5 protein-coding genes are annotated in these 18,210 nt (G+C 56.3%); 1 reads left to right on the forward strand and 4 read right to left on the reverse strand.

Annotated elements, in window-relative coordinates; all coding sequences use genetic code 11:
- Positions 1–2: 2 nt before the first annotated feature.
- Complete coding sequence (locus IPK32_24180) at positions 3–5,249, reverse strand: autotransporter-associated beta strand repeat-containing protein (GenBank protein ID MBK8094983.1); 5,247 nt, start codon at positions 5,247–5,249, stop codon at positions 3–5.
- Positions 5,230–14,643 (reverse strand): autotransporter-associated beta strand repeat-containing protein, encoded by a 9,414-nt coding sequence (locus IPK32_24185; protein ID MBK8094984.1) that lies wholly within the window; start codon positions 14,641–14,643, stop codon positions 5,230–5,232. The genes IPK32_24180 and IPK32_24185 overlap by 20 nt, the downstream gene beginning before the upstream one ends.
- A 380-nt stretch (positions 14,644–15,023) precedes the next feature.
- Here IPK32_24185 and IPK32_24190 point away from each other — a divergent pair, with 380 nt between their 5' ends.
- Positions 15,024–15,707 (forward strand): response regulator transcription factor, encoded by a 684-nt coding sequence (locus IPK32_24190; GenBank protein MBK8094985.1) that lies wholly within the window; start codon positions 15,024–15,026, stop codon positions 15,705–15,707.
- On the opposite strand, the gene IPK32_24195 is transcribed toward IPK32_24190, so the two are convergent.
- Together IPK32_24195 and IPK32_24200 are read right to left on the reverse strand one after the other, a co-directional pair.
- The gene (locus IPK32_24195) at positions 15,684–17,114 is read right to left on the reverse strand and encodes a hypothetical protein (GenBank protein MBK8094986.1); all 1,431 of its coding nucleotides are present in this window, start codon (positions 17,112–17,114) and stop codon (positions 15,684–15,686) included. The genes IPK32_24190 and IPK32_24195 overlap by 24 nt on opposite strands.
- Positions 17,111–18,061, reverse strand: coding sequence for an ABC transporter substrate-binding protein (locus IPK32_24200; protein ID MBK8094987.1), 951 nt, complete (start codon positions 18,059–18,061; stop codon positions 17,111–17,113). The genes IPK32_24195 and IPK32_24200 overlap by 4 nt, the downstream gene beginning before the upstream one ends.
- Positions 18,062–18,210 lie beyond the last annotated feature (149 nt).

Genomic DNA, 18,210 nt, shown 5'->3' on the forward strand with positions numbered 1-18,210 from the left:
GATCAGCGTGAGCGCCGACGACGGAGGGCGAGCCCCAGTAGGCCAAGCAGCATCAAGAGAGCGCGGGAGGGCTCTGGGACGACGACGAGGATGCCATTGGTGCTCAGGAGGGAGACATCCCAGAGAAGTCCAGCACTGAGGGTAGGCAGCTCCAGATCCCCCAGGAGTCCACCGTTACGCGTAAAGGTGCCTCCATTGGCCGTGCCGCCAGCGTCAAAGCCTGTGGCAGAAATGGCGCCCCAGTCGAGCAGGTCAAACCACTCACCGCCGACAGGCGTATAGCCACTGAGGAAGGTCAGGGAGACTAGTGAGGAGCCAGTCAGAGTCAGTTGATTGGAGATATTGACCAAATCATGGTTGGGGCGTGCGGCGCCTGTGGCGAGAGCATCATTGGTAGCAGCTGTGCTGGTGAGGTGATTCACATAATTCGTATCACCGATAACCCAGGTCCCATTGGCGATGTTTGTGGCCAAAGTGGTGTCCATGTATGTCTCCTGGCTACCTGTGAGGCGGATCGTCCCAGCGGTGGCATCGAGTGATCCTGTCACGTCGAGAGTTCCATTTCCAGTCGGGTCGGTGCCAGCGGCAAGGAAGTCACCTGGTGCCAGGGTGCCGTTGAGGACATGAGTCGTCGTGCCGGCGATGCCATTCACCGTGCCGCTACCGATGAGGAGGGCCCCCGCATTGACGGTGGTGGCTCCCGTGCCAGTGCTGCCGGCATCACGGGTCGCGGCCGTGCCGCCCGTGCCGACCTGGAGAGTGCCAGCGGTGACGGTGGTGGTGCCCACATAGGGATTCGCAGCTTCCAGAGTGACGGTTCCGGCATCGATTTTATTGATGGAGAGCACATCTGCGACTCCAGGATTCGTTCCGGCTTCACCGATCATACCCGTGAAGCTGATCCCATTGCCATCTGCTGTGCTGGAGGTCAAAATGACCGTTTTGGTCTCAATAAAGTTCGGAATGACGTCTCTCAGGGAAATGAAGCCTGAGAAAGTCCCGGTCCCAGATGTGACGAGGCTGCTTCCGCCGATGGTGATGGTGCCCGTGCCGTTGGTCGCATTCACGTCGATGTGATTGGCGACAGTGAGTCCACTGACATTTTGGAGAAGGGCGAGGTTTGGGTTGAGTACGTCTTCACGGAAGCGAATGGGCTCCTGGGTGGTCTCATTGCGAACGACGATATTTTCCTCAAACATGAACATGGTCTGGCCCGCGTAGGTTCCATTGGTCACTGCCACTTGGCCGCCATAGCGCATCTGATTGGATGTTTCGAAATCATCCGCCCGCACGAGATTCATGGTGCTGCCGCTCACACTGACGATGGTGTAGATGCCGTTGCGCTCGGGATTGGCCTCTTCGCCTGTGATGAGGATGCGAGCACCCGGTGCGGTATAGGTGAAGCCATCAATGGTGCTACTGACGCCCATGAAAGCACCGTGCCCCGTGGTCGCTGTCGCATCCTGGCCGCCAGTCGTGGAGCTTACGCCGTCACCATTGGGATTCCAGGTGCCTGAGCCGAGGATGCTGTCAAAGGTGGCGCGATCCACTGCCGCACCGATGGTGGAGGTGGTGTCGCCGATTTCGATGACTTTCACACCAGCGGCGGTGCTGTTTTCCAAGAGGACACTGCCGGCACGTATGATGGTGCCACCATTGACGTCGTCAGAAGGAAATCCAAAAGCGCCTGCGCCATAGGTATTGGCCGTGGTGAGGCGGAGAGCGCCTCCATCGATGACGGTGATGCGACCATCTCCGCTCACCGTATTGGTGAGGCTGAGTTGTGTATCTGCTATCTCACCCGTAGCGATGGAGCCAGCACCCGCGAAGATGTCGCGATTGAGCGTCACGGTGCCGCTGATATTTGAATTCGCTACCGTGGAGGTGATCGCAGCGCTGCCCACGCTGTTTTCGGTGGTCACGACGATGTTATTCGTGAAGGTGGGGGTGTTTTGGAGATTCAGGGCGGTATAGTCATCTGCTCCCGTCACGCCAGCTACACCGAGCTGCACGGCACTCGCACTAGCGCCAAGTTTTGCACCTTCAGCGACGTTTAGGACGCCATTGGCGATCTCCGTGTTCCAGGTAGCTGCACTGTTGTCGAAAGTCGATAGAGTCTGAACGGCCCCATTGCCATTGACGCGGAACGTGCCCGCACCCGTGATGGCTCCGGCATACACGGCATCTTTGGTCCTGTCATTGCCGACGGTCAGTATCTCAGCTCCGGTAAAGGCCACGACGGCATTCGCTGGCGTGAGTCCAGTCGAAGAGAGTGAGCCAATGACCTGATTGAACCCATTGACCGCAAGAGTGCCGGAAACCGTATCTCCAGTGACGACATGGCGTGAGTTTTCAGAGAGCGTATTGGCCGCTCCACCTTGCATTGTCCCGGCGGCGACATTCGTGTTCCCACTGTAATCGTTGCCCACATGATTCAATTGGAGGATGCCTGATCCCGTCTTGGTGAGTCCACCGACACCCGTAGCGATGCCAGCGACCTGAGTCGTGGTGGCGGCATCGGTCTCGATCGTGCCGCCTGCCGCATCGAGCTGGACGCCACGGTTCGCATGGAGTGTGAGTGAGGCGGTGGTGTGGAGTGTGCCTCCAGTGAAACGGAGGTTATCAGCGTCCACTGCGTTTTGCTGCCAACCGAGGGCTGTATCCTGGGCGATGGCGATTTTACCCGCCTCGAAGACTGTGCCGCCGCGATAGCCATTGCCTGCGGTCGTATCGCCTGTGGGTGTGACAGGTGTGAAGGTGAGCTCTCCCGCTCCTTTTTTGTGGACGGTGATGTTCCCATCAATGGTGCCACCGTAGATGGTGCTGGAAGCCTGGTTGACGGTGAATGTGTTGTTATCAAAAGCACCGTTATTGACGCTGCCACCGGCACCACTGAGAGCGGCTACTTCTTGATCATTCCCATTCAGATCGAGCATGCCGCTGGTCGATGCCATCTCCAAAGAGGTAGTCGTGGGCAGGGCGTTATCGCGACCGAGCTGGAGAATGCCATTTTCGATGCGTGTGGCACCTGTGTAGGTGTTAGCACCGTTCAGCAGGATTATATCTTGGCCTAGTTTGGTGATTCCACCACTGCCGGTGATGGCACCATCGATCTGGAGGTAGGAGCCACGCAGGGCTGGATCGCTCGGATTACTGCCCGTGGTGGTGTTGATCTTACCTTGGTCATAGATCCCACTCAGATCCCAGACTCCGTTGCTACTGGTGGCGTAGGGCTGACCGAGGAAGGAATCCCCTGTCAGATTGATCGTGACACCACTACCGAGTGTGTGGATCACGGCGACCTGCTCCCAATCGCGGGGCAGATAGCCCATGATCGACCCACCATTGAGTGTGATCGTCTGCGTACCAGTCTGGTTATGCATGACCTGGAGGCTGACGCCCTGAGGAAGCGTGTAGTTCCCACTACGGGCACCATCCACTGCCCAGCGCTCCGCCGAGCCGGGGTCCATCGTCAGTGTCGCAGTCGGGGCGAAGCCCGCGACGGCGACTTCCAGGACGCCTGTGGAGTTGACCTTGAGTGTATTACCTGCACCACCAAAGGCACCATTGTGAATGGCACGCACAGCGCCTTCGCCGACGGTGATTGTGCGGCTACCGGTGAAACTGGCCGTATTGTCGCCCAAGGTGAGGACTCCATCGCCGATTTTGCGTAGATCGTAGAGACCGCCGTTGTTTAATCCGCTGACACCTTCACCAGAGCCAAACTGGAAGCCACTGGTAGAGCCTGTTCCGAAGGTATTGGACTCGACTTGCACCATGTAATGATCGTAGAGCGTAACTGTGCCGGTCCGCGCTGTACTGCGGTAGCCATCAATTAGGAAGATCATCGACCCTTCCTGGCCGACTCCAGGCACCGTATTGGTGGTACGCAGATCGACATCCGGGATTTGCTGGAGCCTATCGCTCGCCATCGGCAGGTAAATGCGGTTCTGGGTGTTGTAACCCGTGATTTTACCACCATTCCAGGTGAAGAGGTCTGGTGTGCCGCTGTTGTAATTGTAGCGCACTTCAGTGATGTTATAAGTGGTGTCATTATCCACCATGTGTCCAGCATTCAAGATTACCTCTCCAGTGCTGGCAGCGTTTGGGGTGAGGAATTGAATCCCGCCACCATTGATGATCCAGTCACCGGTGAATTGGGGCTGATCACTGCGGACATTGAGGAAGGAAGTACCTGATTTGACGACTTCGCTGGCAAAAATTTTGCCATTGATCTGGAGCGTGTTGTTATTGGCCCAAATCAGCGCCTGACCTGTACCATCGCCAGCACTGCCAAAATAGAGGTCGGCATTGATGGTGGGTGTATTGGCAGCCTGCATGAGGCCGCCGCTGCGGATGATGATATTCTTGAACTGGCCATCTGCACTGACATTGATGTCGCGATCTACTCGCAGAGCGTGGATATCGAGGTTGGCACCGAGTGTGGCGGTGGCGGTGCCGAGATTGAGAATCTCGGTGCCATTATTGGCTGCCATGGTGAGCGTTCCACCTGCAGAGGTGATGTAGTTCGATGGAGCGGCTCCTTCCGTGATGAGCTGGAATCCCAATGTGGCATCGTATTTCAAGAATTGGTTCTGGCTGCGGCTCACGATCCAAGGATCGACCATATTATTGGTCACAGGCACCTGGCCAGCAGTGGTGCCAATGCCAGAGCTGACGATGAAGCGGTCTGTGTTCACCGACCCAGCGTCACCCAGCAAGTCGGTATCATGACGGAGCATGAGAGTAGAGGTGGTGGTGCCACGGAATAGATTGCTGGTGATGAGTTCCGCGCCGAAACCTGTGTTGCGACGAACCACGACCTCGGCACCGCGACCGACAGTCAGATCGCCGATGATTTCTTTATTCGCAGCGTGGTCGGAATTGTCACCTATCAGGTCGAGCACCGCCCCGTCGAGAGTGATGCCGACGGTATCTGCCCAGCGGCCACCGCCACCGATGGTGCCTGCTGCTTGAGTGCCTGTAGTGCCACTGCCAGTGAATGGAAGACCTGTTGAATCACCGTTGTTAAAGCGGATGCGTGAGCCAGGATGGAATACCCAGGTATTGGCATTGGTCGTTCCACCCGTCGTTACAGCGGTTCCTGAAGAGCCCTCGATACGCACTTCACCAAACACATCCACCGTGCCAGATCCGAGGGGAGTACGGAACGTCGTCCCAGTCCCGATGGCTCCGCCTTGCAGCGACAAGGCAGTGGCACGGAATCCACTATCCACGTGGCGGCTCACTGTGACAAGAGTGCCCCCCGAATACGTATTGTTTCCATTGGCATTGAATAAGACCATTACCGTAGCCAAAGACGTTATTAGCAGAGCCAAGGATCATCTGGTTGGCACCTGCAAATTGGAAACTGCCCGCCGTCGGGTTCAATGTTAGGGTGCTGCCACCGCCGCCTAGAAGGAACTGAGCATTACCAACTCCCCAAGGAGTGACCGAATTCGCCGTCAGATTACCATTGCCGCTATTGTAGCTGGAGCCCAGGAACCAGTCTCCGCCAAAGCGGGCAGACATGTTGGGATCTACAGCGATGGATTGATTATTATCGATCGCTACCACACCTGATCCGCTGCCGATGAACTTCCCATTGTAGCTGTCCAGCACGCTCGTGAAATTCGCAGCTGTGCGCACTCCGAGGACTGGCAGATGCGTGGTGCTCTCCGTGACAGAAACCACACCCAATCCGGTGCCGAAGCCCGACGTATTATCCATGGATAGTGTGGCACCCGCACGGACGATGATGGAGCTGCCTGTACCGCCGAGAGAGTCATTCGCCGATTGCTGTACAATGGCACCACGCTGGATATCAATGATGCCATGCCAGTCTGCGTTGCCGCCAGCGGTGGCCTCGTTCAGAAATACGTTATGAAAGCCACTCTTCGTGAGCCGACCGGAACCCTGCAACTCTCCCTGGAAGCGGAGTTCAGTACTGTCATTGTAGAAAACCGCGCTGTCATTGACGATCACGTTGCTCTCGATGAGGTGGTCGTCACCAAAGCCATCCGAAAGAAAGCGGATATGGGCTCCATTGATGGTGCGGAAGAGATTTCCCCCGCCATTGGCACCGATGGTCATGTTGCGCTCGGCGGTGGCACCGTTGCGATTGGAGACAAAGGTAACGGCTCCCGCTGCGGTGATGTCCTGGCCAGCAGCGGCGAAGAAGGCGCGGGCCGTATTCGACTGCATGCGGATCTGGCCGAAATTCAGCAGGTAGTCGCCAGTGCCAAAGTTGTTGCCCGCATTCGCGATGGCGGCGATTTCGCCACGGTTCAAAGTGACCGGGCCAGTCCAGCCGGTGTTATCTGCCTCGACGCGGAGTTGTCCGTCGCCTGATTTGATGAGATTCGATCCATTGGGAGTGCTAAGGGTGCCGCTGAGTTCCAGGCGCTGGGCCTGGATGTGGAGACCGAAGGGGGCTGTGCCATTGATGGTCGTGGCACCGCTGACCTCAATGGAGTAGGTGTTCGCGCTATTCGTCCCAGAACTGTTATTGACGATGAGGGAGCTTCCCTGAAGCGTATTGGAACCCATAATCGTCAAGGTTGGGATGGTGACAAGAGCCCCTGCAGTCGAGGCACCCGTATAACGCTCGGCAAACAAGCGAGCATAGGGCATGTCCGCCGCCAGGATGATGGCGTTGTTAAACGTGGTGTTGGCGTTGTCGTTGGTGCGCAGGCGGATTTCCGCCAACTGCTGACCGTCGTTGTTGCCCAGCCAGTCTCCTGCAATGGTGAGGGAGGCTGTCCCTAAAGTGCCGGCACCATCCGCGAAGAGTGTACCACCATTCATCTGGATGTTCCCCGTGATGGCATTGGCCGTGTTGGTGAGCTGGAGCTGCCCTGCGCCATGATGGACGAGATTAGCCGCTGTCACGACCCCGCCGATGCGAGTGGTCTGGCCACTCTGGTCAGAGTAGATGACGCCCTCCACGGGAGTGGAACCATCCCCGAAATAGACATTGGTGGTGTCAAAGTTGACTCGGGCATTGTCGCGATTATCGACGATCAGACCACCGCTATGGATATTGATCTGGCCGCCTGTGAGCGTGGTATCGTTACTGGCAGCCTCGTGGCTGATGCGCAGAGCCCAGACATTGGCGGTGCCACCCAGTGTCGCGTCTCCGGTTGTGGTGTTGTAGCTGGCGATGTCTGTGGATAGCAATCCAGCAAAAAAGGTGGCACCTGTGCCGACAGCGCCGGAGGACTGCGTAAATGCCATGTTCTGCACACCAAAATCAGCGTTGTAGGTGAGGAAAGTATTGCGGCTAGGATTCATCATCCAGACTGGCATCATGCCCTGGGCGTCTAGCATGGAGGTACCATTGTCGATGAAGAACTTCTGCCCCTGGAGATCCACACGGCCGAGCTCATCCGCGTTTTCACGGACATCGAATGTGGCTTGTCCAACACGTGTGATGCTAGGTGTGCTGAGGACGATCTGGCCATTGCCGCCATTGCGCTCGAGTAAGACTGCGGCCCCCTGCTCCACGGTCATCACACCGATACGCTCCTGATTCTGACGGCCACTGCTATCAATCATGTTCAGGGTAGCTCCGCGCAGCGTCATGCCCGTGGTGTCACCCCATTTGTTCTCATCACTTTCAAAACCCAGGTTGCTGTTGTCCAGGCGGGAAATCAGCATGGTGTCATTCACATCCATGCTATAGTCGAGACGCAGGCGAGAGCCTGGATAGAGATTCACCGTGTTGAACTGGCTGCCATCATCACGGGTGAAGCGACCATCACCACGAGCCGTCAACCCACCGAAAACATCGATCGTCGGCGAGGCGAGATCTCCTGTGATTTCGAGGTAATTGTTGGTGTTCCCCGTATTGTCACTGCGGAAGATGGTGGTGTTACCGGTATAGGATTGATCTCCGTAGAGACGGATGCTCGCAGATGTATTGTTGAGTGCGAAACCGTTATCATACTGCGGAGCGCCCACCCAAAGGCTGGCTGTGCCAGAAAGAGCATTGGTCTGGGTAATGCCCAAGACTGCATTGGTACCCAGGAAGCGATACGTATTATCCACACCTGCACCCATGCTCGCGGCGGTGTAGAAGGTGGTATCCCATGCTCCGACGCCCCATTTACCGTTGCCCAGCTTTGATTGGTCGATCTGATTGCTGTAGAAGCCTTCATGGAGGCCTAAGTTCAGTGATCCATTGCTCGTCGAGAAGACATTGTAGCTGGTCACTGGAGCATCCACCCCGAGATCGATGCGTGGGAGGCTACCCCGCAGATCGCCAAAGACTTGCACCCGCTGTCCCTGCGCACTGAGGATGTTTGAGGGAGCATTGATACGAATCGCCGTGTTGCGATTGATGACGATGTCTCCCGTACCGAGATTGGCGGTAGCGCTGTAGGCGAACAGGTTTGTCGAAGTCATGTACCTTGAGGCATCTTCTGGTGCACGCGTGCCAAAGAGGATGAGTCCATCCGTAGCGACGGTCCCGCCACTCCATCCGCTATTATTTCCCCCAATTTCAAGATTGCTGCCACCTATTTTAGTGAGCGTGTAGTTCCCAGTAATGCTGCCATTGAGCAACAAGGGTGCGTCCGTCTGGATACGTGCATGGTTGATGAGTGTGGTGGTACCATCGAAGCGCGGATAAACGGCATTCCCGCCGGTGACTAGGAAGAGCTGCTTATCGAGCGTGAGATTGTTAAAGGTCACGATCTTATTAGCGGTGCCCGTCTGATGACGATCTGTATCTAGGACGGAATTCCCGCCCTGGTGGACGATGCTGTGGCCCAATGGGATGACCTGGAAGTTGCTGGTATTATCGCCGGATACTCGGACCTCCCACTCACCACCGCGTAGTAGGATACTGGTGGAGGATGGGATGGCATTGGCAAAGCCCGTGGGAGTGGACCACGACTGATCATTGTTCCATGAGGTGACGAATCCCTGTGCGATATCAAGAGTGCCGAGCGAATTCGGCATCGCAGGATCCCAGTTGTCCAGCGTGAGGCGCCCACCACCGATTTTGGTGAGGGTGGAGCCAGCTCCGCCGATGATTTGGCCCGAGAAAGTGGTACTAGCACCCTGGCGGCCCACCACCAGGGTCGCGGTACCGAGATCAAGAGTTCCACCAGTATTAAGCACTGGGCTGACGACGCTGGAGCCAACGAGGTTGCCGAATTCTTGGTTGTTATTGTTGAGCAGGACTGTCGCCCCTGGCTGAATGGTGACGATGGAGCCCGAGACTGCATTGAGGTTCTCGAAGGTAGGCATCACATTGGCCGCTGTCAGGCTCAGGGTGCCCTGATTCACTTGGACATTGCCCTGGAACGTATTTGCACCAGAGAGCTCGAGAGTGCCGGGGCCATATTTGATGAGGCCCGTCGCTACCGTGTTCGACGCGTTGTTTCGATAATTGGTAAGGGGTGCGCTGATGGTCGAGGCTGCGGCATCATCCACGTAAATCGAAAGCGCATTGGTGCCAAAATTCACTTTTCCGCCGGAGATGTCAGCGCCGCTGTTCAGGATCATCCCTGCCTGACCAAGGGTGCCAGAATTGGCAGTCCCAACATTCAAAGTAAAGCCGCCCAGTCCGACATTGGCATTGGTGCGGAAGGCATAGACCGAGCGGTTAGCAGTCAGCGTACTGGCCGTAGCTCCCGCATCCCAGAGGGCAGTGGCTCCGGTGGCCCCATCAAGGTCTCCAGTGCCAGAGTAGGTCGCGGTGACTATGGCGAAGCCTGAAACGCCTGCATAGTGCGCTGCATTGGAGCCAGAGGCCTGAATCGCCGCCCAGGTGCCGATGGTGTTGTTCGCCAGCGCAGGAGCCGCCGTGAAGGCGACGACTTCATTGGTGGCTCCGCCAATATCGGTCGTGATGCCTTTGAGGGTGAGGGTTGAGTTATTGGTGCGTGCGAGCGAACCGAAAGTCCAGGCCGTGGAATTCCCGCCCGATCCGGTGCTGTCCACGACAAGGGCTGCATTGCCAGTCGTGATATTCAGGGCACCTGCGCTTGTCGTCGCATTGGCGGCTGCGGTGTTGTTGTTGAGGCGGAGAGTTCCGTTAGCGACAGTGAATGGCGTGTCCGTGCCAAAAGGATTCCCCGCAGCCTTGGCCTCACCAACGAGCGTGCCCTGACTGACAGTAACGCTACCTGTGGTGAAGGTGTTTCCGCCCGAGGCTGGATCGAGAATCACTGTGCCAGCCCCTGTCTTGTTCACTCCAAAGCCACCGCTGATGGTACCTGTGAAAGTGGTGTCGCCTCCAACCACGGATGTCAGGGCAATACCTGCGCTGGTGAGTGCGATGTTACCACTGAATGTCTTTGCCCCAGCATCTAGGCCACCCAGTGTCTGGGTGCTGCCTGTGGCCGTGTTTGTAAAACCATTGGAGATCGTGCGGACGCCTGAGGCGAGAATCTGGGAGAATGAATTATTTCGGAAAGTAGCCCCCGCTGTGCCGAGAGCATTGTCATGTCCTGCCACGACGTAACCATTGCTGATCAAGAGACCGCCAGCAAAGGTATTGTTTCCATTAAGGATCAGAGTTCCCTGTTCTGATTTTTCCAGGATATTTGCAGCCGCACCATCGACGACCCCGCTGAGAGTGAGTACGGCACCACGCGGACGGAAGACGATGCTGCGGTTCAGGGTGGTTGTGCCCTGGATTTCCAAGCCGTAACCGTTAAAACCATCAAAATACATGGCGCTGCTATCACCGCCGTTGGTGGTATGCGTGCCACCATGGCCGATCGTTAGACTGCCATTCAACTGAACCAACTGATTGCTACTGGTGCCATTGAACGAACCTACCGTAATCACGCGCGTCTCTCCGCCATCATTGCCAGAGGTGATGATGTTGTTCTGGACGACAAACGGCCCAGTCCCATCAAGGCGAAACTCCAGGTCCGCACGACGATCATTGGTATTGGCGAAATTGATATCGGATCCAGCCGCGCCAGCTGCACCGACGTTGTTCAGCACCAACCGTCCCTGCTCCACCTGGGTATTCCCCAGGTAGGTATTGTCGCCCCCCAGAATGAGCACGCCGCCCTGGCGTTTACGGATACCCACAATACCTGTTCCTGTTTGCGAGATCACGCCATTGAACGTCAAACTGCCAATACCCGAGTGGTAGTTGTTATCATCACCTACATCAAAGAAGGCATTGCGTGCCGTGGTGCCATTCTCCAGCGTGACGGCACCATTAAAAATGGTATTCATCCAGGTCGTACCAATACGATTCACCGCCAGAACACGATCCGCATTGTCCATACGCATGGTGAAGTCATTCAGCGTCACGTTACCAAAGTAGCCGCCACTGATGGGGATGGTCCGCAGAACCGCATTGGCACTCTTCACGAAGATATTGCGGGCGGCGTATTGCGTATCGGTCTGGCCATAGTGACTATTCAGGGGATCGATGCCCAGCCGCAGCTCACCGCCACGGAGGGAGATGTTGTTATCGGCTGCATTGAGTGCCCCATTCTGACCGACGACAAGAACACCACCATTCCCAATCAGCGTACCAGCCGTGAGCGCGGTGCCGACTGTCTGGGCGACAACGCCCGTGTAATTTTGAGCATTCGGGATATAAACAATGCCCCCGATCTGCGTCCTAGCCGTCTCATCAATGGCTCCGACTGTTAGCGGAACTGCACCTGTGAGCACATTGCTATTGGCGATGGTGAGCGTGCCGCTGCCCGCGCCGAGGAAGTGCCCCTCCCAGTTACCTCCCGTTTTTGTGCGACCTGTAGCTGTGAGTGTTGTTCCAGTGTATGTGCCATTGCCCGTATCTGCGCCAAACCATGCCTGCACATCTGGAGCTACCGCCTTGACCTGCGCGAGGACATCCGTGGAAAAAATGTTATTACCACTCAGTTCTATGGCAATGCGGTTCGCACGTCTTGCGTCGGTGCCAGTCTGCTGATTGACAATGAGAATGCTGTTGCCCCCAGTCTGGATTGGTGCGGTCGTATTGTTCGTCATGCTGGAGAAGCGGATCGCTGATCCGTCACCGTAGCCCGCACCAAAGGCGATGGTCGCTGGCGTATCATCACTGTTATTCTGGAGCGCGATCAACTGGCGGGTGCCGATGTTCGTCGGAGACTCGATCGTGATTTTCCCGCCTGCATTGATGAAAATATCATTACCACTGACATTGGCCCCCAGAGTGCCGTTCTTGCGAAGCCAGACCACACCTTCTTGGACGATGGTTGTACCGTCATACGTCTTTGCCTCATCAAAGAAGAGCACACCACCACCACGCTTGACGATTCCGCCTGAGGAGACATCTCCAGAGATAGTGCCCAACACAGCAGGTAAGCCACCAGAGCCGGAGCCGTCCAAGCGTAGATAACGCTGACCATACAGTAAAAGGGGATTCACCATGGTGAGGACATGGGTGGCATTCCCGCCGTTCAGGGTGAACTGGCCAGGATTAAAAGTCGCAGATCCCCAAATAACTGGTGCTCCAGCACCACCAAAATTCAGATCAATAGGAGCCCCATAGGCACCAAAGCCCGAGCTACCACTACCTAGTGCCACACCACCACCGATGATCTGCACTTCTCCAGCAGCCACACCTAGCGCACGGGTGAAGTCATTGTCATTCTCGTAAACGGCCTGATTTTGCGGACTGCCTCCGAAGGTGAGATTGCCACTTCCCAGCGCCCGCTGATTCTTTGCCCCGATGATGTCCTGGAACATGCCCTCATTGATGTAGGTGGTGCCGGTGTAGGTGTTGTTGCCGAGGAAGCGCGTCGTGTTCCCAGCCGTCTTTACCAGCGAGACCGGATTCCCCGCATTATCCGCGATTTCTGAGCGGATGGTGTGGAAGGCCCAAGCGATGTCATACAAGGTGTAATCACCCGCGGAACCTGCTGTGAGCTGTGGCACAGAAATGGTGTGCCCGTCATCCAAAGCGATGATACCGCCGGACTCGATTTCCAAAATAGTGCCCGCAGCACCGCCTACGACACGATCTGTTGCCCCAGCAATCTTCAAAGACTGGATGGTGCGGTTTGCAGAGATGGTGTAGTTAGCGTTGTCCAGGAAGATGTTCTGGCCGGTCGCCCAAGTACCCTCAGCAGTGTTGACCGCATTGTCCGCAGCGACGAGCTCGGTGTAACCGAAACCACCAGACGCCACAGGTACATATTTCAAGAAATCCGCCCCCGAGTATGCCCAGCCGCCAACAAAGGGTACCGTGGTTGGACCTGCCTCTAATGCATTATTCAGAATACGATGCTTTGCTGCCGTGCCGAGAGCTGCGCCCACAAGGTTGTCCACCACGAATTCCAAGGTCGTGCCAGGATTTGGCTTCAGCAGATCCGTGAATGCCAGTGTCACAGAACCTGTATCCGCCGAGCGGAAGCCGATTCGGTTTTGACCGCTGCTCATGGTCGTCGTGCCGAGCGTTTGTGACACCGCATAATCGAAGAGAATTGTTGAGGTGCCACTGAAGGAGGCGTTATCAATATAAATGGCTGATGCCTTCATATCGATAGGAGCCGTGGTGGAAAAGCGAGAGTCCGCAGCACTACCTGCGCTTGTTGTAGAGTTTCCAAAATTCAGTCGGAGGAGTGAATTGCGCAAATTCAGTGCCGATATGTCATTGTAGGGATTGTCAGCAGCCGTCGCCCCAGAAACTTGGTTCGAGCGGATTTCACCCTGGAGGGAAGTGATGGTGCCAGAATAGGTCTGGCCTGCGGTGATATTGTTGAGCTGAAGACCGCTCGAACCGTCGTGAGTGATGGAATTCGCTCCAGACAGAGCGCCAGACAGTACGACAAAGTTTGTCCCACCGATTTCGAGATCCTGGTTCACATTGATGGTGCCTGAGAGGGTCAATGTAGAAGCATCTGACTGAATACGCGAAGTGCTGCCAAGGGTAATCGGACCCGTGAAAGTATTGCTCTCACGACCAAACATATTTCGCAAAGCACCCATGTTGCGGAATCCGTAGCCATTCAGTGTGAGCGGCTCTGTATTGAGGGTAGCACCACTACCAGTCAGACCAGCAGCAGAAGACTGGTCATTGGCAATAGCAAGGGTGGCTCCAGAATTGATCACGACGCCCTGAGTCGTTGTACCGAGAGCGGCAGCATTATCAGCGTAAGTCGCGATGAGGGTGATGCCGTCATTCAGTGTGGTCAGGCCGCTGTAGGTATTGACTCCGCGCAGGACCAACAAGCCATCCCCCTCTTTCGTGATACCGCCGGCCCCAGAAACGACGCCTGTGAGCGAGAGGCTGCCATCCAACACGTTTAATGTTACAGGGTCTGTTAAAGTGATATTGGAAGTGATGGCATCCGCCCCGATGCCAGTTTTATTGATCACTGCCAATCCACCGCCACTGAGCGTCAGCGGTCCTCCTGTGCCAGGTGCAATGATGTAGCTTTGCTGGCCGCTGGTGTCCCCGATGTTCAGCGTGCCCAGTGTCACAGCGCCATTGAGATTGATGATTTGGTTCCCGCTGAGGTCCACCAAATTCAGATTCGCCGTATCGCTCACCGCATTGGGCACCGCAGTCGGCGTGAGGTGCTGGAGGTTGGCATTCCAGTTGTAGAGGTGCTGCCAGGAGTACACCCCTGGGAGTCCTGACTGACTGACGCCCCAGTCGATCGTGGCAGCACTCGATGTGCCTATGCCAGATGCCATGAGAAGGATGCTCAGTGATGCGGTCGGGATTCTCGCAGTGGTTCTGAACCATTGAAGAAGGTTGCTTTGGCGGCTCATTGTTATGAATGGAAGTAAGATGACAAATGTCAGCCTACAGGTCATGTCCTGGAGCGGGAGGCAGGGCGTGATCTGAGACGGCTGTTAGGGTCATCATTCTGCCCGCAAGTCTCCATTTCCCTCTACAAGTGCCTGGCTTGATGTGGGGCAATCCACATCACCCAATGCAGGCAAACCACATTGCCATATTGGAGTAAACTTTTTGCTTATAGACCCAGTCCTTAACCATCGCTCATGATGTGTGGGTCCAGAAAACTCAATCATCGACCGTCCGTACACCTCCACGGAATCACCTGCTAAAGATGAAGAATCCTCTCCCAACCAAAATAACTAAAGTCGCTGTCGTCGAAGACCATACCTTCATGCGTGAAGGTCTCCGCGTGCTTCTGAGCAGTATGGAGGGTTTTTCCATCGCGTGGTTGGCCGGCACTGCGGCAGAGGCGGCTAAGATGCTGCGGGAAAACGAACCCGATGTGCTGCTCGTGGACATCACCCTCCCAGATCGCAACGGTCTGGAAATCATCAAAGATGTGCGTGCACTCTACCCGAACGTCAAAATCCTCGTGCTGACGATGCATGAAGAGCGTCTCTACGTCACTCGCGCCCTCCGATCTGGTGCCCGTGGGTATCTGACAAAGGATGCGACTCACGCACAGTACGAGGAGGCTATACGCCGCGTCGCCGCAGGCCATCTCAGTGTCAGTGAATCTGTATCTGAGGAGATCATGATGAATTATGCCCTCGGTGACACGGGAGCTAAGGCGAAGTCAGGCATCGAAGCTCTCAGTGACCGGGAGCTGGAGGTCTTCATCCTCCTTGGTGAAGGAAAAAGCACGCATGAGGTGGCCGAAGCACTGCGCATCAGCCCAAAGACGGTCGATGTCCATAAAATGAATATGCGTAGCAAGCTAGGCGTGGAAGATGGTGCGGCCATCACACGCCTCGCCATCCAGTGGACTGAATCACGACGCCACGGTGGAAAATAAGTTTCCCTCTGTCTGCATGGGCTCATCTTCATAATGGATGGGCAGGAGGCGCACTTCGCAACAGGCCTCACTGCCCACACCATTCGCTCCAGAGTGTATGTCAAAGCGACCTCCGAGTGCTCGCACTCGCTGCCGCACGAACTCCAATCCAACGCCAGCTTTCCCTATCGGCGTCTCCATCTTCGGCAGCCCATCATTGAGGACTTCTAGCCTCAGTTGGCGCTCATCATAGGTCACTCGTATGCGGATCAGGGATGGTTTAGCATGCTTCGCGGCATTGACTGCCAGCTCCTGGCAAATGCGGAAAATATGCGTGTCCACCCAGACGCCCAAGCTCCTCGATCCGGCCTGATACTCCTGGTCACAACGCACAGAAAAAGAAGCCGAAAGCGTCTCCGCCATGTGACTCAAAGCCTCTGCCAGCCGCCCTTTTTGAACCAGCATCGGTGCTAATCCACGGGCAAATCCACGCGTCACTTTAACCGCCATCATCAGATCCGAGGCCACCGTATTTGCCAATGAGGCCTGCGCATGCCCTTCCCTCTGGAGCACGGATTCTAGCACACCGCTCTTTAGTTGTGCGGCCACCATCCGCTGGCATACATCATCATGCATATCCGCTCCAATGCGTCTGCGCTCCTGCTCGGCGACTTCCATTTGCCGTAGCTCTGCGCTTCGGATGTCATGCACCGCCTCTACAAAGCTCTGGGCGATGATCCCCAGCTCATCCTGGCGGGGCCGTGGAGCGACAGCCTCTACCCCAGACCTCGCCACCGTGGTGAATCTCAGTAGCTCCTCCACTCTCTCCGTCACCAGCCAGTCCAGCACGAGCCACAACAGCACACATGCAGCACCTAGCAGGCAAGCCCGCAGCATCGACTCCCGCAGCGCATCCCCACGAGCCCGCTCCAACGCTGCAGAAGCGTCAAAATCCAGCAACAACACCCCCCGGTCCCGATCATCATAAGTCGTGAAAAATGGAAAGGCCCCTATCACATTCCCTGCCGCCTGATCTCTGATGATTGTCCCCTCCATATGCTCCTGCACCTGTCGCACGACCTCCGCCGACACATTGCCCAGCGGCGTATCATTGAGCTTCCGTCCTTGCCATTGTATCTGCGTCGAGTGCCTCACGATGCCGCGCTCGTCACATACCAGCACTAAATTCAAATCCTGAACCAAAGCGGCGTGGCTCGTCTCCATCTCCGCAGCCATCTTCATGGCATTACGAAAGAAATACTGCAATGATCCCGCCATCCTCACGCCTTCGATGTCCGCCTCTCGCATGAGTCGATCCATCGTGCGTTGCTCTAGCAAATACAGCGTCCGCCAGCCATCCAGCGAGATCAGGAGCAGCCCCAGCAGCAGCGCGAGGATGGTCAGCTTGGACTTGAGAGATCGGATCACGGCTCCACCTCCTCGATAAGAGATGCATCCACCCATTTTGCCACCTCGGCAGCGTCCCAGCCAGGAATCGCCCCTTTTCTGAGCATTTCCTTATTCTGATTCACACTCAGCGGGATCACTCTCTGCAGCATCTGGGAAAATTGCGCCTGACTCAGCCCCTGCCTTGCCAGTACCCACTTCAGGCCACTCGCAGAAGCATCTCCATCTCTCAAAATCTTACCTGCGGGCTCTAACACCCGCAGAAGCTCCAGAACCTGCTCCCTCCACCCCACCAGCGCAGACTCACTCACCACTACCGCACGGATGACAGGCCGACTAGGAGGTGTCGAGTCTGCTAAGATCTGAGCTCCTGACTGGCGAAGGGGTGACATCCACGGCTCAGAAATAGCCACCGCGCTCACATCGCCCCTGTTCAGGGCCTCTGTCATCTCTGGTTGCAGGAGGGTCACGGGTTCGACATCCGCCATGCTCATCCCCGCATGCTCCAGTGCCCCCAGCAGCAGCCTACGCCCACTACCACGCGCATCGACACCCACACGTTGCCCTTTGAGTCCGTGAATCGTAGCGATGCCCTGCCGTGCCACTAGACCATCGGCCCCATGTGACTCATCCAGTAGATACACCACCCGCACCTTCTTTCCTGCACGCGAAAGTGACTCCGCATCCGCCAAGGGTAAAACCGCCACATCCGCAGCACCATTGCTCAACATACGATACGCAGCCGAAGGCCACGTCAGCTCGACCCACTTAAACCTATCCTGGCGCAACATAGCAGACTCCCGTGCCAACACCAGCGCCTCAGACCCAGGCCACATACCCAGCGCCACCACCAGCGGCCGCGCATGCTCCCGACGCGGGAGCCAACTAGCCAGCGCCACCAGAAGCACTAGGATCGCTACCGCGATGATTCGGCGGATTCTCGATGCATAATACGATTCCATGCGCATGCACACAGAGAAGCCCTGTGTTCATCATCCAGCAAGCATGGATTGCTCCCCCAGACAGATCGCCCTCAGCAGTTTCAGCCAATACATCGAAGGTAACACGATCCATGAGGCTATCCTTTGCTCCCATGAGTGCCTTGGAATCGAAAGTG

Source organism: Verrucomicrobiaceae bacterium (genome assembly GCA_016713035.1).
Classification (GTDB): Bacteria; Verrucomicrobiota; Verrucomicrobiia; order Verrucomicrobiales; family Verrucomicrobiaceae; genus Prosthecobacter.